Origin of the sequence: Pedobacter steynii, from assembly GCF_001721645.1 — a bacterium.
GTDB classification, from domain to species: domain Bacteria; phylum Bacteroidota; class Bacteroidia; order Sphingobacteriales; family Sphingobacteriaceae; genus Pedobacter; species Pedobacter steynii_A.
Genome location: NZ_CP017141.1, coordinates 690,127 through 713,814 on the forward strand (window position 1 = coordinate 690,127; position 23,688 = coordinate 713,814).

Annotated in this window: 15 protein-coding genes; 2 read left to right on the forward strand and 13 right to left on the reverse strand. The window is 43.3% G+C overall.

Annotated elements, in window-relative coordinates:
• Positions 1-3: 3 nt before the first annotated feature.
• The 13 genes from BFS30_RS02905 to BFS30_RS02965 all read right to left on the reverse strand — a co-directional run bounded on the left by BFS30_RS02905 (position 4) and on the right by BFS30_RS02965 (position 22,638).
• A complete protein-coding gene (locus BFS30_RS02905) occupies positions 4-1,089 on the reverse strand; it encodes an alkaline phosphatase family protein (protein ID WP_069377901.1) in 1,086 nt (361 codons plus the stop codon).
• Positions 1,090-1,092: 3 nt separating this feature from the next.
• Positions 1,093-2,403: a DUF5690 family protein gene (locus tag BFS30_RS02910; RefSeq protein ID WP_069377902.1), complete on the reverse strand. Its 1,311-nt coding sequence runs from the start codon at positions 2,401-2,403 to the stop codon at positions 1,093-1,095.
• A 13-nt stretch (positions 2,404-2,416) separates the two neighbouring features.
• Positions 2,417-3,649 (reverse strand): NAD(P)/FAD-dependent oxidoreductase, encoded by a 1,233-nt coding sequence (locus tag BFS30_RS02915; RefSeq protein WP_069377903.1) that lies wholly within the window; start codon positions 3,647-3,649, stop codon positions 2,417-2,419.
• 30 nt (positions 3,650-3,679) lie between these two features.
• Positions 3,680-4,885, reverse strand: coding sequence for a TIGR03364 family FAD-dependent oxidoreductase (locus BFS30_RS02920; RefSeq protein WP_237028701.1), 1,206 nt, complete (start codon positions 4,883-4,885; stop codon positions 3,680-3,682).
• The gene (gene phnY, locus BFS30_RS02925) at positions 4,846-6,291 is read right to left on the reverse strand and encodes a phosphonoacetaldehyde dehydrogenase (protein WP_069377904.1); all 1,446 of its coding nucleotides are present in this window, start codon (positions 6,289-6,291) and stop codon (positions 4,846-4,848) included. Before phnY ends, BFS30_RS02920 begins: the two co-directional genes overlap by 40 nt.
• Positions 6,292-6,345: 54 nt before the next feature.
• Positions 6,346-7,587, reverse strand: a complete 1,242-nt coding sequence (phnA, locus tag BFS30_RS02930) for a phosphonoacetate hydrolase (RefSeq protein WP_083251923.1) — start codon at positions 7,585-7,587, stop codon at positions 6,346-6,348.
• Positions 7,588-7,703: 116 nt separating this feature from the next.
• The gene (locus BFS30_RS02935) at positions 7,704-9,200 is read right to left on the reverse strand and encodes a SusD/RagB family nutrient-binding outer membrane lipoprotein (RefSeq protein WP_069377905.1); all 1,497 of its coding nucleotides are present in this window, start codon (positions 9,198-9,200) and stop codon (positions 7,704-7,706) included.
• A 9-nt stretch (positions 9,201-9,209) separates the two neighbouring features.
• A complete protein-coding gene (locus BFS30_RS02940; protein WP_083251924.1) occupies positions 9,210-12,371 on the reverse strand; it encodes a SusC/RagA family TonB-linked outer membrane protein in 3,162 nt (1,053 codons plus the stop codon).
• Between the two features lie 326 nt (positions 12,372-12,697).
• Positions 12,698-13,219, reverse strand: a complete 522-nt coding sequence (locus BFS30_RS02945) for a CAP domain-containing protein (RefSeq protein ID WP_069382263.1) — start codon at positions 13,217-13,219, stop codon at positions 12,698-12,700.
• A gap of 50 nt (positions 13,220-13,269) precedes the next feature.
• Positions 13,270-14,049: an Fpg/Nei family DNA glycosylase gene (locus BFS30_RS02950; RefSeq protein WP_069377906.1), complete on the reverse strand. Its 780-nt coding sequence runs from the start codon at positions 14,047-14,049 to the stop codon at positions 13,270-13,272.
• 70 nt (positions 14,050-14,119) lie between these two features.
• The gene (locus BFS30_RS02955) at positions 14,120-21,370 is read right to left on the reverse strand and encodes a SpvB/TcaC N-terminal domain-containing protein (protein WP_069377907.1); all 7,251 of its coding nucleotides are present in this window, start codon (positions 21,368-21,370) and stop codon (positions 14,120-14,122) included.
• A 135-nt stretch (positions 21,371-21,505) separates the two neighbouring features.
• Positions 21,506-21,688, reverse strand: coding sequence for a hypothetical protein (locus BFS30_RS02960; RefSeq protein ID WP_157262865.1), 183 nt, complete (start codon positions 21,686-21,688; stop codon positions 21,506-21,508).
• A gap of 116 nt (positions 21,689-21,804) precedes the next feature.
• Complete coding sequence (locus tag BFS30_RS02965; RefSeq protein WP_069377909.1) at positions 21,805-22,638, reverse strand: alpha/beta hydrolase; 834 nt, start codon at positions 22,636-22,638, stop codon at positions 21,805-21,807.
• A gap of 86 nt (positions 22,639-22,724) precedes the next feature.
• On the opposite strand from BFS30_RS02965, the gene BFS30_RS02970 reads away from it, so the two are divergent.
• Together BFS30_RS02970 and BFS30_RS02975 are read left to right on the forward strand one after the other, a co-directional pair.
• Entirely contained in the window at positions 22,725-23,093 is a 369-nt protein-coding gene (locus tag BFS30_RS02970; protein ID WP_069377910.1) for a winged helix-turn-helix transcriptional regulator, read from the forward strand.
• A 34-nt stretch (positions 23,094-23,127) separates the two neighbouring features.
• Positions 23,128-23,685, forward strand: a complete 558-nt coding sequence (locus tag BFS30_RS02975) for a thioredoxin family protein (protein WP_069377911.1) — start codon at positions 23,128-23,130, stop codon at positions 23,683-23,685.
• Positions 23,686-23,688 lie beyond the last annotated feature (3 nt).

The following is a 23,688-nucleotide window of genomic DNA, read 5'->3' on the forward strand; positions in this document are numbered from 1 at the left end:
TTATTATTTCAGGATGCTTTCAATTGCTGCCCCAATCGGATGAACAGAGCTGAATTCAAATCCCAATAACTTCACCATTGTTTTTGCCAGTTGATCCTGATAAATTTGTCCTTCAATTTTCAGTTCCCCCAAAGGCTTAATCCCAGGTCCCATTGCAATTAACCAGGTATCATTGGCATGAGGAATCCGGGCTCCATGGCTCGTCCACTGATTACCTTCACCCCTGCCATGATCTGGCATAATCATTAAGGTTGTTTTGCCCTTGTAAAAGGGATCGCTCTGCAGGTAATTCCATAAGTTACCAATCATGGCATCAACATTTCTGGTGGCATCAAGGTAAAAATCATATTTATCTTCATGCCCATACTCATCGGTATCAGCAAGATCGAGATAAAGTACTTTAGGATGTCTGGCCCTGAGGTAAGATTTTGCCAGTGCATAAGTTGTCGCATCCAGGCGCTCTTCATTGCCCCAAATTTTGGGTTCGTAATGCTGAATTTCATTTGCCAAAGCTTCTCCCTCACTAAGGTTTCTCCCAATGATATTTTCTCCCGGAATATTCACCAGTAAGCCATTACGTTTTCTATTGATGATCCTTCCAACTGCTGCCCAGGAAGCAAAACTCACCACCTTTCCTTTATATCCTTTCTGCTGATCCAGAAATTCCAGGATGTTTTTGTTTTCATTATCGGGATGCCCGTTCGACTTTACTTTAGGATCTGCATAGCCGGTCAGGTTTTCACTACGGCCCGGATAGGAAATCCAGTAAGGGTTTTTAACATTTACCTTATTCCCCAAATCCCGGTTTCCATAAATCTGTCCGTGCTTTACAATTGTAGTCCAAAGGAATGGCATCAAGCTGAGCCTTCTTTGCTGTAGATCCTCAGACCAATATTTTTTAAATCGTTCGGTAGAATCCTGGGAGTTGAATTTTTTATCGAGCAGTAATTCTCTCTCCGCTCCTTTAAACACTTCGCCCCATCTCAATCCATCTACGGAGATGATGATCAGGTTTCCATCAGAAATTTTAGTTTGTGCAAAAGCTCCCTGTGCGAATATCAATAACAGGAAGAATAGTTTATTTTTCATATCTTATTTATTTAATGGCATCCGGTCCAATATTCCGGTAATAGGCCCTTTAACACCAATTTTACGGTTAAAAAAAAGTGCAGACAAAATGAGCAGCAACAGGCAAATGACGGTGAGCAGGTAACTGAATTGCATCAACACCTTTGCCCAGCTTAAATCCTTCATAAAAAACTCCTTATAAAGTAAGAGACCAACACTCCCCAGGTATCCTGCAGAGTCACACATGTATACAAAGAAACCCGCATTAGCTTTGATTTTAAATAGTGCGATCATTCGTTCAAATAAAACCACCTGAATGGGCGTATAAGCCAAAAACAGCCCCATTCCAACCAACAGCATCCAGAAAAAGGGACTTAATAGCTGAAGGTGAAAGAGCAAAGTACTTCCTCCGCTAATCAGCAGCCCCAGCGCCACCAGGTATTGTGTTCCCCAGAAACCTTTGATGTTATTTCGAATCAGCGACAGACAGCCTATGGCCATCAATACAATCACTCCCGTAATGGCTTCTGTTAGTGAAAAGACCGTTTTATCCCAATGGGGTGCAATTTCGTTCCAGATTTCTACCGAGAAATTGTCCCGAAAATCCCTCATCGTAGTGAGCATGGTATAGATCAACCCAATTCCAAGAATCGCCGGCCCATATTCTTTTAAAGCCTGCCGTTTATCTTCAGCGGTCATAGGCAGGCGCTCCACCCTCAATAATTTATCCGTATCATCCGGTTCGGGAATCACTGATAACATCCACACAAACAAGAGGAAGGCTGGTAAAAAGAGCAGGCCCATGATACAGGGCATCCAGAATTCATTGATAAAAGGAAACCATTCCTGCACCATAAAGTAAATGGTCTTAATGATTCCTGAAGATACAATGAGGCTGATACTCATCCCCATGGCCAGCATTTCGGTAAAACGCCTTCCCTCGAGGTAACTAAAAATAATGCCCCAGACCATCCCCAAAGGCAGTCCATTCAGAAACAAAAAGAAAAAGTTATAAGGATAAGGCACCAGCCCGAAGAGGAGCAAAGACACTTCGGCAAAAAGGATCAGACAAATGATGAGCTTTTTTCTTCCCGAAGCTTTAAGCTCTGAAATCACCTTTATTCCCATAAATTTAGAGACCATATATCCAAACACCTGAGCAATGATCAGTACCGCTTTATAATCCAGGCCCCACAAACTCATACCGGAATAGGTACCACTGGTAAAGGGCTTCCTAAAGGCATACATACAGAAATAAGTACCAAAAGCAGCAATCATACACCAGATCACAAAGCATACTTTGGAATGGCTAAGTAAATGTTTAAGTCGGTTCATCCTGATGATTTATCTATCCACTTACTTTTGTTGATCTTGCACGGGCGCATCTTTCCAGCCATTCGGGACTAAAGGGATCAACCGCTCCGAACCGCTGAAGGTTAAATGCAGAGAAGTCGTACGGATTTTCCTTACCCGCAGCCAGTTCTGCAAAAGCAAGCCCTACTCCACCGCTGACCGAAATTCCTGCCCCCACGCAACCTGTAGCCATCAACAGGTGATTTACACCCGGAGCGACTCCCATTGAGAGGTTATTGTCCGGAGTATATCCTGAAAAACCCGCCACATAATACTTCATTCCGATATCGTAAACTTTCGGAAAGAAGCGGGCAAGCCGGTCGATCACTTCCGAAAGATCCTGGACTCCCTTATCCGGACTAAAAGAAAAGTCTTTTACATCCGAGGGAATGACATCTGCGGAGACACTTAAAGAGTTTCGCTCTCTGATTCCAAAGAGCAAACTCCCCCCTTCCGGGCGTGCATAAGCCTGTGCATCCGGCAGCAATACGATCGGCGAATTTACCGGAAAAATCGCATCCTTCTCCGTGATCCAGTATTGGCTTCTGGTGGGTGCCATCGGCAGACTAACCCCTGCCTCACGCGCAAATTTTGGTGCCCAGGCACCGGAGGCTACAATCGTTGTTCCTGCGATGATCTCTCCCTCTTTCGTATGAACACCAAGGATATCATTACCCTCCATAATCAGATTCGTTGCTTCAAGCCCCTGGATAAATTCTGCCCCCTGCATTTTTGCGCACCTGGAGAAAAAGGTTCCCAACAGATATGGATCGCAATAGGCTTCATCAGGCATGTAGCCAATGGCCAAAGCCTCATCTGTCTTTAACCATGGCGACATTTGATGTGCTTCTTCCGCAGATATATAATGGGCCGGCTGATTAAATTCAGCCGCAATTTCCATCAATTCCTTCAGTTCAGCCAGCCTTGCTTCAGAAGCCGCCAGGTGAATCACACCACTAAACTTCATGTCCATAGATTCGCCAAGGATTTTTTCCATTTCAGTAACTACCTGATAGGTTTCAAGGGAAAGTGGGATAAAGGATTTTTTCGCCCGGATTTTGGTCACCAATGCTGCGGCATGGCTCGTAGCCGCATTACAAAGTTCGTTTCGGTCAAGAACGATAATTTTTTTGCCGGGGTTATTGCGGGTATAATAATAGGCGATGGCACAACCAAAGACACCTCCCCCAATGATGACCACGTCGGCTTTCTTATATTGTTTGTTCATACTCAAATTGGTTAGTAAAGGTCTTGTTGGTTAATGGTATATTTTTTTAATGCTGGCTTCGGCATAACCGGCAGCAGAGGTCATCCCCTTTCCACCTATAGCTGTCCGAATGTGTATCCGGTCGTCGATATCATATTCAACGATTGGTTTTGTCTTGTGCTGAGGATAAAAACCGGCCCAGGTTTCCGAAATTTTACGGACATCAAAATTGACTATCCGCTGTGCTTCGGTCATCATCAGTTCATTAACCTGATGATTGATTTTGAAGCCAAGGTCATCACTTTCGTTTACCCCCGCGTATTCATGCGAATCCCCGATAATAATGGATCCGTCTATTCCTTTTTTAAACAAGATATGAATGCCCCATTTTTTAAGTTTCTGCTGATCTTCCGGATTGGATAACTTCTTAAAAGAAAGACATTCCTGAAAAGACTCATATCTTCTGATGGACAAACCTGTCAGGATGTTTCCCTCCAGCTGCACCTCCGGCATGGGCAGCGTTTTCATCATCTGGAGTTTGCAAAGAGTAATTCCGCTTTCCTTAAACAGGGAGGCAAAGAGCAGCTTGAATTCCCCGCCATTACAGATCACCGCTTTCTCTGCATGGAACATTTCTCCTGCAGCACTGACCATATTTACCCGATCGCCGGAAACCTGGCATTCTATCATTGCAGTAGCCGGTTTATAGCTAAGATTGGAGTATTTCCCTATCGCATAACTGATCAGCTTACGGATCATCTGATCAGGCTCCACACTAACCTCCTGAGGGAAGAAAAGTCCTCCTTTACAATATTCCTTTTTCAAAGAAGGATACCTGGCTAAACAATCTGTAGCAGATAACAATACCGACTCGTATCCTGAATCGTCCATCTTTGATTTTAATTCCAGGATCAATTGCAACTCTTCTTTATCTGAAGGGATATAAAGTGTCCCGTTATTGCGGACACTGATATCGGATTCCCGCTGAATTTCTTTATACAGCTCAGTGGCACGTAAAGCATAGGGAAACCAATCGGAGGCCATCCCTGAAGGAACCACCTGACCAAAATTTCTGACCGTAGCGTTTACAGGATACTGATCTTTCTCCGTCAGCAGCACCTTCTTTCCCATGCGCGCGGCATGTATCGCATGAAAGGTTCCGAGAACTCCGGAGCCTACTACTATTAAATCGTATATCGGTGTTTTCATCATCTTATCTACCAGGGCATAGAAAATGTTTTCACGTAGGAGAAGCATTTGATTGCTTCCACCACTCCTTCTTTAATACCCAGCCCTGAATCCTTGATTCCACCAAAAGGAGAGTTTTCTATCCGATAACCCGGGACTTCATTAATATTTACCGTTCCTACTTTTAATTCTTTAACAAAGCGGATGGCATGATCCATATTGTTGGTTACGACACCGGAAGACAGGCCAAAAGCAGTGGAATTAGACAGCGCGATGGCATCATCGATATCTTTGAAGGTCATGATCGGTGCTAAAGGTCCAAAGGATTCCTGAACTACCATTTGTGCATCTCTTGGTACATTGACAATAACTGTAGGCTCCAGCAAGGCGCCCTGGCGTTTCCCGCCAAACAGGACTTTTGCACCTTGTGCAACTGCCTTGGCAACGACTTCCTCCAGGTAAATAGCCGACTGTTCGTCGATCACAGTTCCCACCCTGGTTTCCGGATCTGCCGGGTCACCGGACAAGTATTCTTTTGTTTTTTCTACAAAGCGTTCTGTAAACGCTTCAGCAATACGCTCCTGCACCAGAATTCGTTTCACCGCCGTACAGCGTTGTCCCGAATTGCGAAAAGCTCCCTCTGCAGCCAGGTTCACTGCAAGATCAAGGTCCGCATCTTCCAGGACAATCAGGGGATCATTACCGCCGAGTTCCAGGATCACCTTTTTATAACCTGCAGTAGCTGCGATTTTCTTTCCTACCGCAACACTCCCCGTAAAGGATACCAAATCCACCTCCGGAGCCTGGATCAGGACTTCCGCAACTTCCTTTGTCTCCCCAAGCAGTACACTCAGCATGTATTCCGGCAGACCTGCTTCATATAATAACTCCACAAAACGAATCGCCGTTAATGGTGTCTTTTCTGAAGGTTTCAGGATCACCGGTGTTCCCGCTGCTAAAGCCGGTGCAATTTTATGTGCCACCTGATTTAGCGGATGATTGAAGGGGGTAATCGCTACTGCAAGTTTCAGCGGCTCACGAAGCGTGAATATCTTACGTTGTTTTCCATTTGGAGAGATGTCACAGGAGTAAATCTGTCCATCATCTTTCAGACATTCTATTGCCGCGAATAACAATACATCATGCGCTCTTCCAATCTCATAATCGGCTTCCCGGATACATAAACCGGATTCTGCAGTAATCAGCCGGGCGAATGCCTCCTTTCTCTCCAGCAGCAACATCCTTGCTCCATCTAAAATGCGGTATCTTTCATAACGGCTCAATACCGTCCCTCCCTTAAGCGCTGTAGCAATCGCATTCCGGGTATCAGATTGATCAGCCATTTCTACGGTTCCCACCAATCGTCCGTCATAAGGGCTGTACACCGCTAATTGTTTTCCTGAAGAAACTGGTTTGGCCGCAACAAGCGAGGCTAGTCTAAGTATATTTTCAGTGGCAGTTAATTCTTCTTTCATATGCTTAATTTAAAAATAGATGCAGATCCCCCTGCAACCGGTATCTGCTAAAAACTAATGGGTACCATTCACAGTGAAGTCAAATACATCGAAATTACGCGGATCGCCCTGGGCTCTCATTTTGTAGGTTGCATTGAGGCGATGAGAAATCACCAGGGGGACCATCTCTTCATACCTGCCACCATGAGAACGTAATGTTCCATCCAACGCTTTCAGGTCGTGATCTGCAGCCGTTTTTCCAACCACTACATCACGTGCCGATAACACGAAAAGATCCCCGGTCCTATCGGCAGGCTGTTCCAGTAAACGGCAACCTTTTTCTTTATTATACACCTCAGTAATGCCGGGTTGTGCCGCCAGCCATTGTTCTACTTCGTCAATATTTGAATTGTTATTTACATATACCAATACATAAGAGCCCAATGCGCCATGGTGTTTCACATAAGGATCTGTAATTGGGCAAATCACCCGGAAACCAGGACCAAACTGTTCGGTCAGCATCGTCTCGATAAACAAGACATTTGGAGATCCGTCGGCTTTTACTTTTGCATTCATGCCATGATCCGCTGTTGCACCAATTATGGCTCCCATGTCCAGCATTTTCCCTAATTCCACGTCCTGCGCTTCGTAAAAAGCCAATGACTCTTCCGTATCCGGCGCATAAGTATGTTGCATATAATCGGTCAGCGACAGGTATAAAAAGTCGGCCATACCATTTTTAATCAATGCCACACCTGCACGCAGAACGAATAAACTGGCTTCAGCGCTGTAAATGGCCGGAGTTTTATGACCAATTACAGCTTCTGCATTTTCAATGCCATGCGTTTCCAGTTTAGCCTGATCGGCTTTTTCTGCCGAGAAGGCGATCCCTTTTAACCGATAAGAAAGGATGTCACGTAATTTTTCTTTTGCGGTCACTACTGCTACTTTACGACCTGCATTTGCCGCTGCCGCCAATAAGGTTTCTGCTCTGAGGTATTCCGAGGAGTTCATCATCACTTCCTGGTCCTTTTTCACATCATAAAAGAAATTACCACAAATACCGTGAACCGCAGGGCTGACACCAGTAACTATCGAAGAATTGTTTACATTGGTAAAAGAAGGTAAGGCACCACGCACCATGCCTCTGTAACCTTGAAGTACCATTTTTTTAAGGTTCGGCATCCGGTCGCAGGCCATAGTCATATCCAGATATTCATCTGCAGAACCATCCATACAAATCACCACGATTGGTTTTGCAGGAGGGGTATAATCTATGCCGTTAGCGGAAAAAGGGGTTATTGAGATATTATTCATTTCTGTTCTATTTTATACTGATGATTATGTTCTAATATACTATTGTCATTTCATTAAATAAGGGCAGGACCGCGACCAACGGCCCTAACCCTAAACGTACTAACCTAACTTATCTTCTATTTCAGAAGCCACATGATCTGGTCTCTATCGTCCACTTCAGTTCCAAACTGGGCACGCAATGCGGCTCTGTAATTCTCCGTGTTATCTGTATTTTCACTGGATGGGTAAGCCCATCTTACCGGAAGTTTCGTTACACTGTTAACCCCGGAAAACTTAAATTCCGGCACTCCGGTACGACGGTTCAGGAACCAGGCTTCTGATCCGGAGTTTTCAGCCAAAGAAAGATACATTTGTTCATGAATCCTTTTTAAACCCGCAGCACCTCCGATATACGGCGCTTTAGTGGTCAGATAATCTCCAATTGGAGCATTGTAAAAGGACATAGAAGCAGCTACGCCCTTATCATAATGCGTTTTCGCATCTTCAGTTATCCAGCCTCTGTTTGCCGCTTCAGCAATATTTAATTCCTGCTCTGAATAGCCCAATAAGATAGAGGGTTGTCCGACGAAATTCCAGAATCTTTTTTCATTGGGTTTAGAAAGTTCTCCATTATTTTTCCTTTGATTATTGGCGATGGCAGTAACCGCTGCGCTTGCTCCGGTATAAGAAGCAAAGTCTGCTCTGACCGCCGTTTCATTTGTCGGATTTGCTGCCAATGCCTTTGGTGTAGGGTCTGCAACAATCTGTAGTCTTGGGTCCTGATATTTTTTAAGCAGATCAATATAAGTGTCCACATACAAAACCCCTTCTCTTAAGATACCCGTATTCGGATTGTAGGTTCCTCTAAAACCATCTTCATCCCTATGGCTAAGCTGCATGTTGTCATTTATACTACTAAACAAAGGATACTTTGCCGGATTTTGAATCATATTCTGAAAGCGGCCTTTAACGTTAAGCTGAGCATCTCCTTCCTTTTTACTCAAAAGAATCAACATCCTGATGGTGTAAGCATTGATTGCTTTTTGCCATTTTTTAAGGTCTCCGCTATAATAAATATCACCATCCAGCGTAGCTCCGGGGTTGGCTGAAATATAAGCGGCAAGTTCGTTATTTGATTCGTCCAGCCAGTTTAAACATTGGATAAATACAGATTTTTGGGTATCGTATTTAGGTTTTGGAAATTTCGCCCCCTGCAAGGCTTCAGACAAAGGAATATCGCCCATTTGCCTCGTCATGATGCTATAGTAATAGGCTTTTAAAAATTTGGCAAGAATGACATATACCGGTGTTTTCGCGGTTTCTGCTTCCTGAATCATTTTCTCTATGTTCCTCAGGGTGCTATTTCCCGCAGAAGAACCTCCGTAGTAAAAAGTCCCTCCTCCATATTTATAGCTTAAGGGCCCCGAATCCGCAGTAGCAAAAGTATGGTATTGCGGATCCTGATAAGAATCTGAAAACGAACTGACCGGTCCTGGAGTGACCGCAGTAAACAATAAACTTGGTGGTACAGAAGCCGGATTATTCGGATTCTCCCTTAATTCATCATATTTTAAACAGCTGCTTGTCGTTACCATCAGTAACCCTATTCCAAGCATTTTATGTATGGTTTTCATTAGATTATATTAAAATTTAAGATTGATATTGAATCCGTATGTTCTTTGCGAAGGTTGTTGCAAATCCGTATCACCGGTACTCATGCTATAGGTATCCAGGTCGCCAAAAGTTTTATCTTTAGTCCAGTAATACAAATTGCGTCCAACAAAAGACAATGAAGCACCTTTCAGAAACTTGTTCTTCAAAAAGGAAGCAGGTACGTTATAGGTTAACACCACCTCCCTTAACTTGATAAAGGTTTTGTCAATCACATTGTTCTGCCAGGCAGCTTTATATTGTTTTGCCCAGGTTTGGTAATCCACTTTATAATCATTCGGTGCAAAAACCCTTGTATCTGAGAGCACATTACCATCCGGATCATATTTCGCTTCCCCACTTACAATTTTCAGTCCCGGGATGAGCATTGTTCTGGGATCAGTACCATTCGCATAGGCAATATTTGAAAGTTCCCTTTCCGGTGCAATGGCATCCGGATGAGAACCAGACCGCCAAAGGTCTCTTTCAAACCGATCATAGGTAATTCCACCAAATCTACCATCCACTAAAAAGGAAAGGGAGATGTTTTTATAGCTGAAGGTATTGTTCATACTGATGGAGAAGCTGGTTTTCTGATTTCCTATATTTACATCATAGTCTGTAATTCTGGGTAATCCATCCTCATTCATAATCAGTTGTCCGTCAGGAGATTTTTCCCAGTCCGAATACCAGTAATCATCTAAGCGTCCGCCAACGGGTGTTCTTCCTTCCTTTAACTGCGGGCTTCCATCAGCAAGCGCCGGCAGTGATTTCAGGTAATCTTTTCCACCATCTACATTAACCAGGGCCATCCAGGAGAAGTTCTCCGTCTTAACCGGAGTGGCATTGAAAGAGAAATCATATCCCCTTCTTTGTGTTGTCCTTCCATTCAATCTGATCCCTGTATAACCTGAAGTCTGCGAGAATACCTGTGTAAAAATCTGAGGTCCATAATCGTTTCTATAATAAGAGAAGTCAAATCCCAGTCTATCATTCAGGAATCTGGCTTCTAAACCATACTCATAGGTGGTATTGAATTCTGGTTTCAGGTTGGGATTATCTATAATAGACGGATAAGCTGCAATCGGAAGATTTCTATTCCGGCTACCTGTAGTATAAGAGTTCACTGCATTATAAATATCCTCGTCCTCGCCAATCCCGTCACTACCTACTTTTGCATAAGCAGCCCTTACTTTTAAGAAATTAATTGCCTTAGGCAAATGAACCATATCGCTAACCACCGCGCTTAACGATAAGGATGGATAAAAGAAGGTAGAATTGTTTACAGGTAAGGTCGAAGACTTATCTACCCTGCCGGTCATCCCCAGAAAGATTTGATTCTTATAAGCCAGATCGATTGACGAATACGCGCTATAAATTCCTTTTTTATCCTTATAACTCGTAGGTAAAACTTTATCTGTCGAATTATTCAGTTTAAAGATTCCCGGAACAATCAGTTTGGTGGTACTGGCATGTGCTTCATTATTGCTTTTATAGAGTTGATTCCCTCCTAAGGTTGCATTCACACTGAAGACCTCATTGAAAAAGCTATCATGGTATTTGACTAAGAAGTCTGTGTTTGATTCCAGCATTCCATACTCGTTATGTCTGTATCTGCCACCACGATCGGAAATATCATAATCGTAGATATCCATGGAGATCTCCTCATCTTTTGTTAAAGAATAGGTATTTAAACTGGTCCTGACATGTGCATCCAGTTTATCACTGATTTTATAATTCAGTTTTAAGAAACCCAGGACATCATTTTTAGTATACGGTCTTTTCCATTCATGGGCCAGCATGTAAGGGTTATTATATCTCCAGTTTTCAACGAAGCGTTGTTTGATGCCCTCCTTACCCGGAACCCAATAATCTTTAAGGTCTCTGATGTCAAAATGAGCTCCGCCCCAGATACTCAGGTTATATATTGGCGAATGAGGTCCATAATTATTCCTCGGTAAATTACTGGCATACTCATAGGTATGTTGTAATGAACCATCAACTGACAGCTTATCTGACAGGTTTAAATTTCCATTTATGCGGAAAGTATTGATGTTTAATTTAGCTCCCGGAACCGATGCTTTTGAATATTTATAGGTATCGGAAAGTGTTACACCACCGCTTTCCCCTTTACTCTGTACCGAGAAGTTAGTCGAAGTTACCAATCCGGTTTCCATGAAATTACCCAGGTTATCCGCTCCTCTGGAAAGCCATGGCGTAGGGATTCTTTTTCCAGTAGCAGCATCAATAGGGGAATCATACTGAGGCAACAGGCGTCCGTCAAATTTGGGTCCCCATACCGAGTAATCAAAATCATTGATACCGCCGCCTCCCGGGCCGCCGGTACCGAAAGCATATTCACCTGCATCTCCAGGCCCATATTGGGTTTGTGCTTTTGGAATCCGGATAAACCCGCCCTGAAAAGTAGTAGAAGAATTGACGGACATGGTGGTTCCTTTCGCTGCATTGCTGCTACTTTTCAGACTGATTTGCACCGCGCCATTCAAGCCTAAAGAGCCGTATAATGCAGAAGCAGCAGCCCCTTTTAATACCGAGATATTTTCGATATCATCAGAACTGATATTCCACATATCCGTAGTGGTACTTGGCACACCATCAATCACAATTAGGGGTTTTTTACCTCTTAAATACAGTTTGGGATCAGAAAAGAAATCGCTGCTATTGGTTACCGTAAGCCCTGCGACTTTCCCTGTCAGGGATTCCACCACATTGGGAGAAATTGCTTTTTGCAGGGCATCTCCTTTTACCTCCTGAACCGCATAACCAAGACGTTTTTTCTCTTTTTTTATCCCTAAGGCTGTGACCACCACCTCATTTAAATCCGCCTGGTTCGGATCAAGTTTTACATTGATTTCGGATGGTGCCCCCACTGCGACTTCCTTTGACAGGTAGCCAATAAAACTAAATACTAAAGTCGAATTGGGAGGTACAGATAAACTGAATTTTCCGTTGGTATTGGTTAAGCCACCTCCGGTCTTTCCCTTAAGCCTGATGGATACGCCAGGCATGGGTTGATTGTTTTCATCGGTAACCGTTCCGGTAACCGTACTTTGCGCGTAAGTCGCATTTAAAGCCAGCAGCCAGACCAACATCGTCAGCAGGCACGCTCTTTTTACTGTGTAGAAAGATTTCATATGTTCAAAAGTTTAATTTGGCTAGACTTATGTTTAGTATTTATACAAATATAAAATACTTATTGTAAAAACAATGTTAAGCAATGCTAAACTTTTAAAATATAATTTAGAGCAATCATTTACACAGAAACGCCTCAAACAACTGTACAATAATTAAATAGAATATTAAAAATAAAATAATTGAGATAACAAAAAAGAAACAACAATTTAATATTTAGTATTTATAAACATAAAATACATTTATAGGTTTAGAACAAAGCCCGGTCATTTAGTCTTCTCTTTAAGACTAAATGACCGGGCTTTACCTAATATCTGGAAATAAGATCTTATAATCGGGCGGCCAGTTTCATTGTCCAGGAATTGTTTACCCGTGCCACGCCTATTTCTTTTGCGCTCGCATTCATGATATTTTTACAATGTCCTTTGCTGCTTAGCCAATAGGCAACAACACCTTTTTCATCAGTACTGATAATGGCCAGGTTTTCGGCATAAAACCGGAAATTATAACCAGCCGCCTTTATCCGGTCGCCGGGCGATTGCCCATCCTTATTAACGTGGTCAAAGAAATTATTCTTTACCATATCTTCGGTATGCAGTTTTGCAGCAAGTGCCAACTGATCATTCCAGGTCAAAGCAGGAACCGGAGGCATTTTTTCGCCATCACAATTGCAGCCTGCAGCTCTAACTGTATTTACCGCCTGTAACATCAGTGCATTGTTCAGATTGGTCCCAACCTTATCCTTTCCAGGATTAGAATGATCTATTTCCTCAGATAAGTCATTAGATTTTTTGCAGTCTGACAGGAAGCAAACCAAGATTAACAGCGGAATAAACAATAATTTTTTCATGGCATCCATAGTCCCACAAAAACGCTGCCTCTTATTTTTAATTGTATGGATCAGTTAAAAAGTTCCTGTTCCTCCGTATAATAGGTCTTCCGCGCTCCTGATTTTTGAATAATGATCTCCCCTCCTGTCGGGCTTTTAGGATATTTCTGGGTATGCACTTTCAGAAAGTCACGGAATTCACCGGTAATACTGCCAGGGTGTGCCTTTCTGATTTGCACGATCGCATCCTTCAGTACCTCATTTATCGCCCGATGTAAGTCTTTCAGTTTTTCTTCCGGAATCTTCCCGGCGATTGAATAGGGAGAAATCCCGGCTTTCCACAAAATCTCATCCGCATAGGCATTTCCAATTCCGCGGATCTTATTCTGATCCAGCAGAATCGCCTTTATCGCCGCCTTTTTACCTTTGAATTCCTTGATCAGAAAATCAACATTCACGCTTTTATCCAGCGCATCAGGAGCTTCGGCAGCCGGAGGATTTAAAGTTGGCGTTGCCATCTTTTGAAAATCAGACATCACCAGTCCTGTTCCACCTTCGAAAAAGAGCTCTATAACGGGAGATTTTATCACATGGCTTTCTTCAAAAAAATGAAGCTGCCCCCTTAACATCAGGTGCAAAGCAAGTACATCTCCTTTTTCAAAATTGAGATGCAATTCCTTGCCCGACCGGCTCAGGGACTTGAGTTCCTGTCCGGAGAGCACGGCCCTTAACTGATCGCCACTGACATTTAATTTCTTATCGTAAGGTACTTGTACTGTAGTCAGTTTTTTTCCTGCAAGGCGTTCATTCAGGTTTTCCCTGAAAACTTCTAAATCTGGTAATTCCGGCATAATTAATAGTTATAGGGGTAAGTCCTGAATTTTAACAATCGGCACTTTTAAAAGTTTTATTTCATATAAATCATTTCTGTTTTTCCGGAGCTACTCCGGTTATTCCAAAATGATCGGTAAGTCTTTTAAACTGATTCATTGCTTTTCCTCCTACAGTTCTCGACAATCCCAGACTTCTGTTCCAAAACCCATCCGGACTATACGGCAACGGTGTTTGTTCTCTTCCATAACCACTATAATAAGTATCATGTACACTTCGCAATTCACCGTGCGTGCTACCTGATATCGAGCCAACTTCCGCTTCAATGGAAATCAAGCTCATATCATAACCTGCCTGATTTGCACCATCTCTTAGGGCCACCAGCCTTCCTACCCCTTCCAACGTAACCATCTGACCATCATCCTGATTTCTACCTACCTGTATCGGATCTTTGGATTGCATAATGACGTCCTGTATTCCTTTTGTAATGGTTACAGGCTTGTCTACTCTTCCGCGCATTCTTCCAATCATCGTCATCGTAAAGAGGGCAGTTACGAGCACCATCGGGCCACTTTTTGGCCTCAAATACTTCAACATACCCGCAGCCGTGGCACCTGCAAGACCTCCATACATCATCCCTTGCTGTTCAGAAGCCTGCCGCTGTTGAATCAGCCATTCTTTCGTCTGAATTGTTCGTGAATTTGTTTTTGATCCCGGCGACTTATCCACATCATGCAACAGATCAATCTTCTCTAAAGGGACTGTTTCTGTTGAATAAGGGCCCACCAATGCCTTGGCGCGTTCACTTGTATTCTGCATATGAACTCTTCTCGGATCAGTAAGTGCATCCAATAACTCGGCCCTTTTACTCCCTGAAACATACTCCATTGTCCTTTCATAAATGGTAGGTGGCTTTTTTGCATTTCCGTTATGATCCACCATATTTACGGGGTTACCTCCAACAAAAGCGAACAGGTTCATACCATCTATCGTACCTGCCGGATCGGGGTTGAGCCATCTGCCCAGCCAGGATACATAATACCGGGCGCCGTAATAATAAAGGCCGGTACTGTCATCGCATTCCTTCCCTGAATACCTGTAGGTCTTGAGCGATACTTCAACCTGGTTCGGCCCGGCTATAAAAGAAGTCCCGCCATAAGGAAAATATTCCTCGTAGCTCAGCAAGAGCCCCTGCTCATCCAGTTCAACAGAAACAGAGCCCAGGTTATTTGTCATCTGATACCTCAGCTGATCTGGAGCCGGTTTTCCCGCAGTGCTGTCAGGGCCGCCTGTGATCCAGTGATAAATTACTGCCACACATGTCGACCCATCCATGATACGCAAGGTCTGCCGGTCTGTCGTGATTGTACGCGTACCATCGTTTGCCTGAACACCCTTACGCAATACTTCATAATTGCCATAATAGATCGTATCACTGTAATTTAAAGAACTGACATTCACATATTGCTCCGTTACTTTTCTGGTTCTTTGCTCCCCGGCATCATATACATAATAATCGGAATCGCTGGCTTCATCAGGCCGCTCTATACCAATTGCTGAAACTAAATTTTCACAGCAATTATAATTCAGCGCAACCATATTATTAATGGCCAGTTGCCGCTGGTTACCGGATTCATCATATTCCAGTCCCTGCAGACGGTTACAGTTTTCCAGTACCGGTGTTTCTACAGTCCATGAAGATGAAACAGCCAGGTGTTGTTTTTTTATAAGATTTCCAGAATCATCATAAAAATAGTTTTCCTTATAATTTTCTATGGCCTGACCATCGCTGAGCGGTGTCTGGCTAAATATAGATTGCATAAAACTCCCCTCAGCACTGTTGTTTTTATAAGTATTGCTACTGATGCCGGGGTGTTGCCGCCCACTGGCCTGTCTGAGGCGGTACAGGGAATCATATTGATATTCAAAAACAGGATCTACTTTCTGGTTATTGTTAAACACCGCATCAATGGAAGCATCCCGGGTGCAGGTGATATTGCCAACAGGATCGTAAGTATAACTGATGTCCTGTACCACATTCAACTGCGGCAGCGTACCTGAAACACTGAGGAGCCCTATCAGGCGAAGCGTAGAAGCCTCGTAACGATAGCTGGTAGTTACGCCATTGCCATACACCACCTCTGTGCGCTGACGATTGGCATCATAAGCAATGCTTTCAATAATCATTTTGGTATCTCCCTCAGCAGTTAAGGAAATGGAGCTGAGCAGGCCTTCCAGGTTATAGGTATTCGTTGTCGTACTCCAGGTAACCGCATTATCCTGAACCGCATCTGTCAATAAAAGATTCAGGGCATTGTAGGTATAAATCCTGTCAACGCTTCCGGCATCCATCGGAACCTGATCATGCCAGTTAATGGCCGTCTTATACACAGAAGTCATTTGTTTTTTGGCCTGTAAAATACTACCCAACATGCTGTAAGAAGAATTGGTTGCGATGCCCGACAGGTCTTTCAGTATATAAATTTGTCCACGCAGGTTAGAGCCTGTGGGGGCTGCGGCATCCTCCCCATACGTAAAGAGCTCTACCAGGTTAAAGCCGTCGAAGCCGGTAATTGGCGCTGTCCCCGGAACTTTTTTTACCAGAAGTTGTGTCTGTCTTTGTAAGCCATCGTAATAGATCACCTGACAATAATCTCTTGCGCTTAAAGACCAGACCAGTTTGTCAAAAATAGTACTGAAATGTTTCTGAACCCCGGCGTCTGCACTATCCGTGATCATGGGTTGCTGCCCGCTCATACAATATTGATACTTAAAATTATAATAAGCAGTCCCCGTATTTAAATTGCTGGCATAGAGACGCGGATCTATTTCAACGATTTTTCTTCCCTGTATATCCAGGGCATAAAAGCTGATCAGTTCAACAGCAGGACTTACATCGTTGAGCAATTGAATACTCCTGATCACATTTCCCATATTGTCCATCACCGATCTTACCGGGGTATTGTAAAATGCTGCTGCGGCCTCCAGTGCATTTTTCTCATCTATCTCTTCCTGCGTTGGGTTCGCAGGATAACTGGCCATGAAGTTCTGATAATAGATCGACTCTTTTACTGTATTATCCTGATCAAGATGAACCTGTTCCCAGGGTCCGAATTCAACTTTTGAGAAAAATCCTTTAGGTGTATCAATCCTGATCACCCGTAATAAGGGATCATAATGCGTAATCGTAGGTGGTGGAACCTGATAAAGACTGGTTATTTCTTCCTGCGTCTCATAAAAAGGGGTTTTACTGAAATAAGGCAGGTAGCTTTCGCAAACTTTACCCTTGTTATTGTATACACTCCTGCCGGAGACCAGCCATTGCGGCAGGGATTGGTCAGGCTCAACCTCAGTTTTCGAGGCAAGCAGGCGAGACAGGCCATCGGTATAGGCAATCGATGTCTGGCAGGAGAAGGCAGTTGTCCCTCCAGGATTGGTGGCGTAATTCCCGCGCTGAAGATCAACAGCACCTGCAGGTTGCTTACTGTTGATATAGGCATTTAAGTTATAATAAAAGTAGTTTGAAGCCCCCTGAAGATAATATTCCTTATTGGACTCATCTTTTATAACAGACTCAAAATCAATCGGATTTCCATCCGGAGCAGTGGTTCTCAAAATGTATCCGGCAGGACTTCCATTATATGGATACAGGAGCATGCCACCTACCGGAAGCCCGTTTTCTATTCCAAATAAAGAGCTGACAATCACCTGGCCCAGCGCGTCGAAAATAACCTGGCTCACATTCCCGTTAATGTCCACCTGCTGCTTAGGCTGCATCACCTGGTAATCTATTGTCGCCGTCACCACATTACTTACAGGCGGTGCAATGGAGATATAACTGGTAGTAGTCAATGCTGCCAGGTAATACGCATCGTAGGTTACCTTACTCAGTGTCCCTAATACGGAGCTTGTGCTGGAAGGCAGGTAAAATCCCGATGCTTCATGATAGTCCTGAATAAGCCCCCGGTTCTCCCAGTAACCACTCGCTGAATCATATACATAACCACCAAGCTGTTCGATGGCCTCTTTTGTAAGCCTTTCCCCAAACATGGCGGTAATGTTATCGTTTGTAAATTCAGCAGTGGAAACATACTGTAGCAGGACTTGCGGTGATACCACACCAAAAGGCAGTACCCCACTCTGCGGATCACAGAAAAAAGAACACAACCGGCTAAACTGCTGTGCCTGAATGGCCTCAGCAGGGCTTGCCATATAAGGAATGATATTCTGCAGCGCCGCCTTAACATTCAGATCGATGTCGTCAAATGAATAATAACCGGACACAGGATTCGCCATCCCCAACAGGTTAAATTGCTGCTCTTCAAATTTCACTCCGCGCAGGCGAAGGGAAAAATCTTCAACAGGGCTGTTGTAATACCTGTTGGTCGATATCAGGCCCTTTACACTATACTGCTCTTCATAGCCGGAAGATGCTGAGCCTCGTCTCGGTAAATATACCGAGCAGGATTGCGTAGGCTGGCCACAAAGCAGATCAGTTTGCAGCACAAAATGCTGTTCCACTCTGGGATCTTCCTCATCACGTTCATAATGATAGGTAATTTGCTCACGTGGATTGACCATAAATACTGCATGGCGGTCTTCTGCAGCAGGCTGGATCAGAACCACATTATAATTTGATTCTTCAACAGTATAGGGTTTGTCGGCATCCGGAGATCCATCCAGGGCATATATTTCTGTACGCAAAACCCTTGATGAAAGCGCCTTATAGGCTTCCACAAAAGTTTTTTCATTACTGATATAAATGTCTGCTGAAAAATGACTTTGCGGGAAGTCATACGCATTGACATCCTTACTAAAAAATTCGCTTTTGTATTGCCTCAACAATTTTTCATACTCCTGATTGGGTGCACCATTCAGGTACCAGGTTTTGGTGTAAACCGGAGGGACAAATAACTCCTCATTTAACTCATTCGCCGGATAATCAGGATTGTTATAGCTGGCCTGAAATTCTTCATAGATTTCGGTATCCCAGGATTCAATAAAGCCAAAGCCCATGAATTGCCGTTGATCAGGATCATAATAGCCATCGTGGTATTTGTATTTCGTCAGGTAACGCGATGAGGTCAGTTGTTCATAATGGATGATTTCTTCTACAACCTGCACCGGGAATGGCAATTTGGTTACCCAGGGTTTACCTGTCAGTTTATCTTCAAGCAGAAATTTGGTTGAGCTGGAATAATTGATATAACTTACCACTCCCTGATTGTTATTGATCTGGTTTAACAAATATGGTTTTAGCGAGTATTTCAGGCTTCCGTCAGGCAAGGTGGACTCACCGGAAAAATTATAGTAATAATGTTTTGGACAAGGGGCTATTTTTGTGAAGACCAGACAGGCGGTGCCATTTCCAAGCAGGTCTGTAAAACTGATCTGATCCATTGCCCCAAAGGATTCAGGCAGAAAAACTACAACAGCATCTGAAAAGGAATTGCCGGATTGGTTCAAAAATAATTCAACCCGGTCGGGATACACATAAGCCAGGTCGGCCGTACCGGAACCATCTACATCCACTAAGAAAAGCTGACTTGTACTAAAGGTTTCATCAAATACGGGGGCATTGGCAAAGGTTACCTTTTTTCCAAATTGTCCGTATCCCAGGCAAGGCCAGCATTCTACCGAACCGCTACTGATCTTAACCCGGTGCGACAGTCCATCACCAAACATATCGGCAAAGCTGACCAGCTCCTGTTGATCGCCCTGTTTTATCAGTGGGAAATTATTTGGATTGGCAACTGCACGTACCGCACTGTATCCGTTTTTTCCTTCGGAAGGATAGTACAGCAACTGGTCCGCTTCAGCCAGCATTAAATCTGATTTGCCGTTTGCCGACAGATCAGACAGCTCCATTTCCGGATCGGAAATAGTGATTGGATATTTTTCAAAGGGAATAAAATTATTCCATCCTCCTTCCAGTGTACGTTCATAAAAACCCGAAGCACCATTTGCGTTAACCACCAACTCCAATTGTCCGTTCCCATCAACATCTGTAAGTATAGCCTCGCCTTGCTGTAAATTTTGATTGGTAGGAAAGCTGGAATTGGCCATAGGAAGCCTGTATTTTCCCTCACCAAGTGGTTCGAGATAAAGACTTGTCGTGTCATTACTGAACAAAAATCCAGGAAGGCCTTCCCCATTCAGGTCGACCGGTAAAAACTGCGTTGCATTAAGATAACCAGGGATGGTCACTTCTCCCATAGAAAGCATTTTAAATTCGGGACTGGCCGGTGGCTGAAAGGCAGAATAGCCAAATTCCAGGGGCGGTAAAACCTGCGGATCAGCCAGCTCTTTTCTAAATCCGGTAAGTGTTGCTTTGGTTAGCATGGACATCCCCTGAAAATGCAGTGGTGTATATTGCTGGATATTTTCATAGGCAAATGCCAGTTCCTTTACCATAAGCGGATCGCCCAACTCATCCGGAAAATGATGCACCATCTGGATGGACTGGCATAAACGATAGGTACGTATTTCAAAACCACTGTTGTATAAAGAGAACGGATCTTGTCTGCATATCCATCCGGTTTGAGGAGGCTGCATAAAGGGTTGTCCGTAATTAAACACCACCTCAAACGCAAATTTAACCTGTTTATCCGCATCCAGATAATTACCATACTGGATGGTATCAATATAACGGTTGGCAGTATTGCTGCGGTTTAATTCATAGATATTGCCCGGGACATTCAATGAATTTTCGGCAACATAAGTGTAAACAATCAGGTTCCCTTTATTGTCTGCGGACTTGTCAATGAGCCATTCAAATACCTGACTGTGATCATCCGGGTTTGCGATCTGCGCAGTAATGCCGTAATAGTTACTGGTATTATCAGCAGTAATCACCTTCCAGAAGGAAAGGCCAGCACCCACATTCTGCCAGTGCTCTATCTGTGAAAACGAATTTTCAATCCTCGGGAGATAACTTGTTACCTGGCAGGTTTGTCCTTCATACTGATCACTGCGTGGATTTGGGAGCGTCGGGGTACTGTTCTGCACCACCAATATATCGCCATCCAGTACATACTGATCGGTCCCATCGTACTTAGGAATCCGCAGACTGGTGTTGATGGAGACTTTTGATAATGGCAAAGAAAAGCCCTGACCAAAAACACCATTTCCCGAACCTGAACTGTAATTGAGGGCCAGCTGCGGATCAAATCCCCTGGCAGCTGTAACCGGAATAGGAATGGAATACATCCCTGCACCTGAAAACAAATTTACATTTAAAGAATCGCCAATGCCTTTTACCGCACCACCGCCTTTAGGAAACGTAATCTCTTTTGCGGAGATTTTTGTAGCCTCCGGAGTATTTTTATCTGACGCTAACATATTAGTATGATATAAGTATCCAGATAACTGAATACAGTTTCTATTTTATGATTAGAGCTGTGCCGGAAATTATAGGGAACGCACAGCCATTATCATACTTAATTAAGATGATTTATTTGCCGGGCAACAGCCAGGTTATCGGAAAACCGGAGGTGGGTCTGAATCCAGACCATCCTGTCTGTCAGGAATGGGGTAATTCAGTTTTTTAATCCAGTCAGAAAATGGATTGCCATAAAATAAGGTGCAATTGAGCGTTGCCGTAGATTCTACAAAAAAATGATTTAAATCTAAGGCTTGAGAGAGCGTTATATTTAGCATATCAAAATTATTATCTACATCCAATTTACAATTATTATTTCACAGTTAGTATAAAAATAAATTTAAAATTAGAATTAAGATCTTAATAATCAACCCAATGAGGATTGAACCTGTTATTATTCGGGCTTCAGCATAGCCTGTTTAAAATAGATAAGGTGATGTTCAATCGATTTGCTCCAATACTCGGTATTGTGGTCGCCGGGACCGGAAATAAAAGTGGCAGGGATCTTTAGGCTATCGACGACAGACTTTAACTGAATGGTATTCCGATATAAAATATCCTCCGTACCACAATCAAAAATGAATGCCCGTTTAAAGGTCGGATGCTTCTGCAACAGGTTCACAATACCATAAGCTGTCCAGCTGTTCTTTTCCGGATCTCCAATCACATTTCTGAGGTCATTTATCAATCGGTCCGTTCCCCAGAATTGCTGGCTGACCTGCCGGTAATAAGCGAAATCCGGAAATAACGCCCCACTGGTTGAACCGGCAGTATTAAAATACTCCGGATGCAGGATAAAATAGCGGAGTGCCCCGTAACCACCCATACTCAATCCACTGATAAAGATATTTTTCCGGTCTATATTAAAAGAACGGTGAATCAGTGGCACCAGGTCTTTAAAGAAAAAGTCTTCATATTGAGATCTGACATCATTGGGACTATTCAAATAGTAAGAAACAAAACCATCCGGACAAACCACAATCATCTGGTATTTATTGGCCATCGCCTGCACATCGGTTGTTTTTGACCATTGCTGATAATTCTCGCTATAACCATGCAGCAAATAAACCAGAGGATAGGATTTTTCAGCATGGTAACCATCAGGCTTAAATACCAATACAGGATCGGATTGAGCTAAATAATTTGTTTTGACCATCAGTTGTTGCTGGGCAGTTACTTCAATAGAAATCATCAGGAAAAAGGATAGGTTTATCAGTAGACTCTTCATTTTTAGTATTTTTACCACACAAAGGTCCATAACGATTCCAGCTGCTGCAATAACGCACAAAATTGTGAGTCATCAACGATACTGCTATGAGGAAAGAACAATCGACAAATGCCATCAATGAAAAATTCCTGTTTCAGACCTGTGAATTAAACTCTGCTTTAAATGTGATTAGCGGTCGTTGGAAGGCGCAGATCATTTATTCCATTTCCCAGGGAAATAACCGGTTTAACCTGATCAGAAAAGAGTTGCCCAATCTATCAGAACAGGTACTCAGCAGACAGTTGAAAGAGCTGGAAACACATGCTATCCTTGTCAGGAAAGTGATCCCGGAAACTGTTCCCAGCGGGATTGAGTACATCCTGACCAGCAAAGGATCAGACCTGATTCCGATCTTAAGCAGCCTTTGTGATTGGGGTAAAACTTATGAAGAAGGTAAAGAGATTTACCATATCTAAATTTTAAGTAAATTAGATCGAAAAAAATCCCCCCATGAAAACTAAAAAAATATTATTTACTGTTTGTGCCTTATTTCTTTTCGCCACAAGCTATGCGCAGCAGCCCGCAAAATCGGCTGACCTAATTCTTAAAGAAGCCTATAAACAAGCAGCAAAAGAAAAGAAAAAGGTATTTGTGATCTTCCATGCCTCCTGGTGTGGCTGGTGCCATAAACTGGATACCGCAATGAATGATGTCAGTTGCAAGAAATTATTCGACGACAATTACGTCACCACACACCTGACCGTAATGGAGAATGATAAAAATAAACACCTAGAAAACCCGGGTGCAATAGAACTCATGAAAACTTACCGTGGAGATAAAAGCGGAATTCCATTCTTTTTGATCATGGACGAAAAAGGAAAACTGCTGGCTGATTCCCAGATCAGACCGGAAGGAGCATCTTTAGACAGCCCCGGAGAGAATATGGGTTGCCCTGCTTCAAAAGAAGAAATCATTGCTTTTCAAAAAGTATTGAAAAAGACGTCAAAATTAACCGAGACAGAACTCGGTACGATTACCAGGCGTTTCTCCGCTATAAAGGGAATGTAAAAA

Bases quoted from the DNA above. Each gene is read 5' to 3' on its own strand.
- BFS30_RS02905 (WP_069377901.1), bottom strand. From the start codon at position 1,089: ATGAAAAATAAACTATTCTTCCTGTTATTGATATTCGCACAGGGAGCT.
- BFS30_RS02910 (WP_069377902.1), bottom strand. From the start codon at position 2,403: ATGAACCGACTTAAACATTTACTTAGCCATTCCAAAGTATGCTTTGTG.
- BFS30_RS02915 (WP_069377903.1), bottom strand. From the start codon at position 3,649: ATGAACAAACAATATAAGAAAGCCGACGTGGTCATCATTGGGGGAGGT.
- BFS30_RS02920 (WP_237028701.1), bottom strand. From the start codon at position 4,885: ATGCTTCTCCTACGTGAAAACATTTTCTATGCCCTGGTAGATAAGATG.
- phnY (WP_069377904.1), bottom strand. From the start codon at position 6,291: ATGAAAGAAGAATTAACTGCCACTGAAAATATACTTAGACTAGCCTCG.
- phnA (WP_083251923.1), bottom strand. From the start codon at position 7,587: ATGAATAATATCTCAATAACCCCTTTTTCCGCTAACGGCATAGATTAT.
- BFS30_RS02935 (WP_069377905.1), bottom strand. From the start codon at position 9,200: ATGAAAACCATACATAAAATGCTTGGAATAGGGTTACTGATGGTAACG.
- BFS30_RS02940 (WP_083251924.1), bottom strand. From the start codon at position 12,371: ATGAAATCTTTCTACACAGTAAAAAGAGCGTGCCTGCTGACGATGTTG.
- BFS30_RS02945 (WP_069382263.1), bottom strand. From the start codon at position 13,219: ATGAAAAAATTATTGTTTATTCCGCTGTTAATCTTGGTTTGCTTCCTG.
- BFS30_RS02950 (WP_069377906.1), bottom strand. From the start codon at position 14,049: ATGCCGGAATTACCAGATTTAGAAGTTTTCAGGGAAAACCTGAATGAA.
- BFS30_RS02955 (WP_069377907.1), bottom strand. From the start codon at position 21,370: ATGTTAGCGTCAGATAAAAATACTCCGGAGGCTACAAAAATCTCCGCA.
- BFS30_RS02960 (WP_157262865.1), bottom strand. From the start codon at position 21,688: ATGCTAAATATAACGCTCTCTCAAGCCTTAGATTTAAATCATTTTTTT.
- BFS30_RS02965 (WP_069377909.1), bottom strand. From the start codon at position 22,638: ATGAAGAGTCTACTGATAAACCTATCCTTTTTCCTGATGATTTCTATT.
- BFS30_RS02970 (WP_069377910.1), top strand. From the start codon at position 22,725: ATGAGGAAAGAACAATCGACAAATGCCATCAATGAAAAATTCCTGTTT.
- BFS30_RS02975 (WP_069377911.1), top strand. From the start codon at position 23,128: ATGAAAACTAAAAAAATATTATTTACTGTTTGTGCCTTATTTCTTTTC.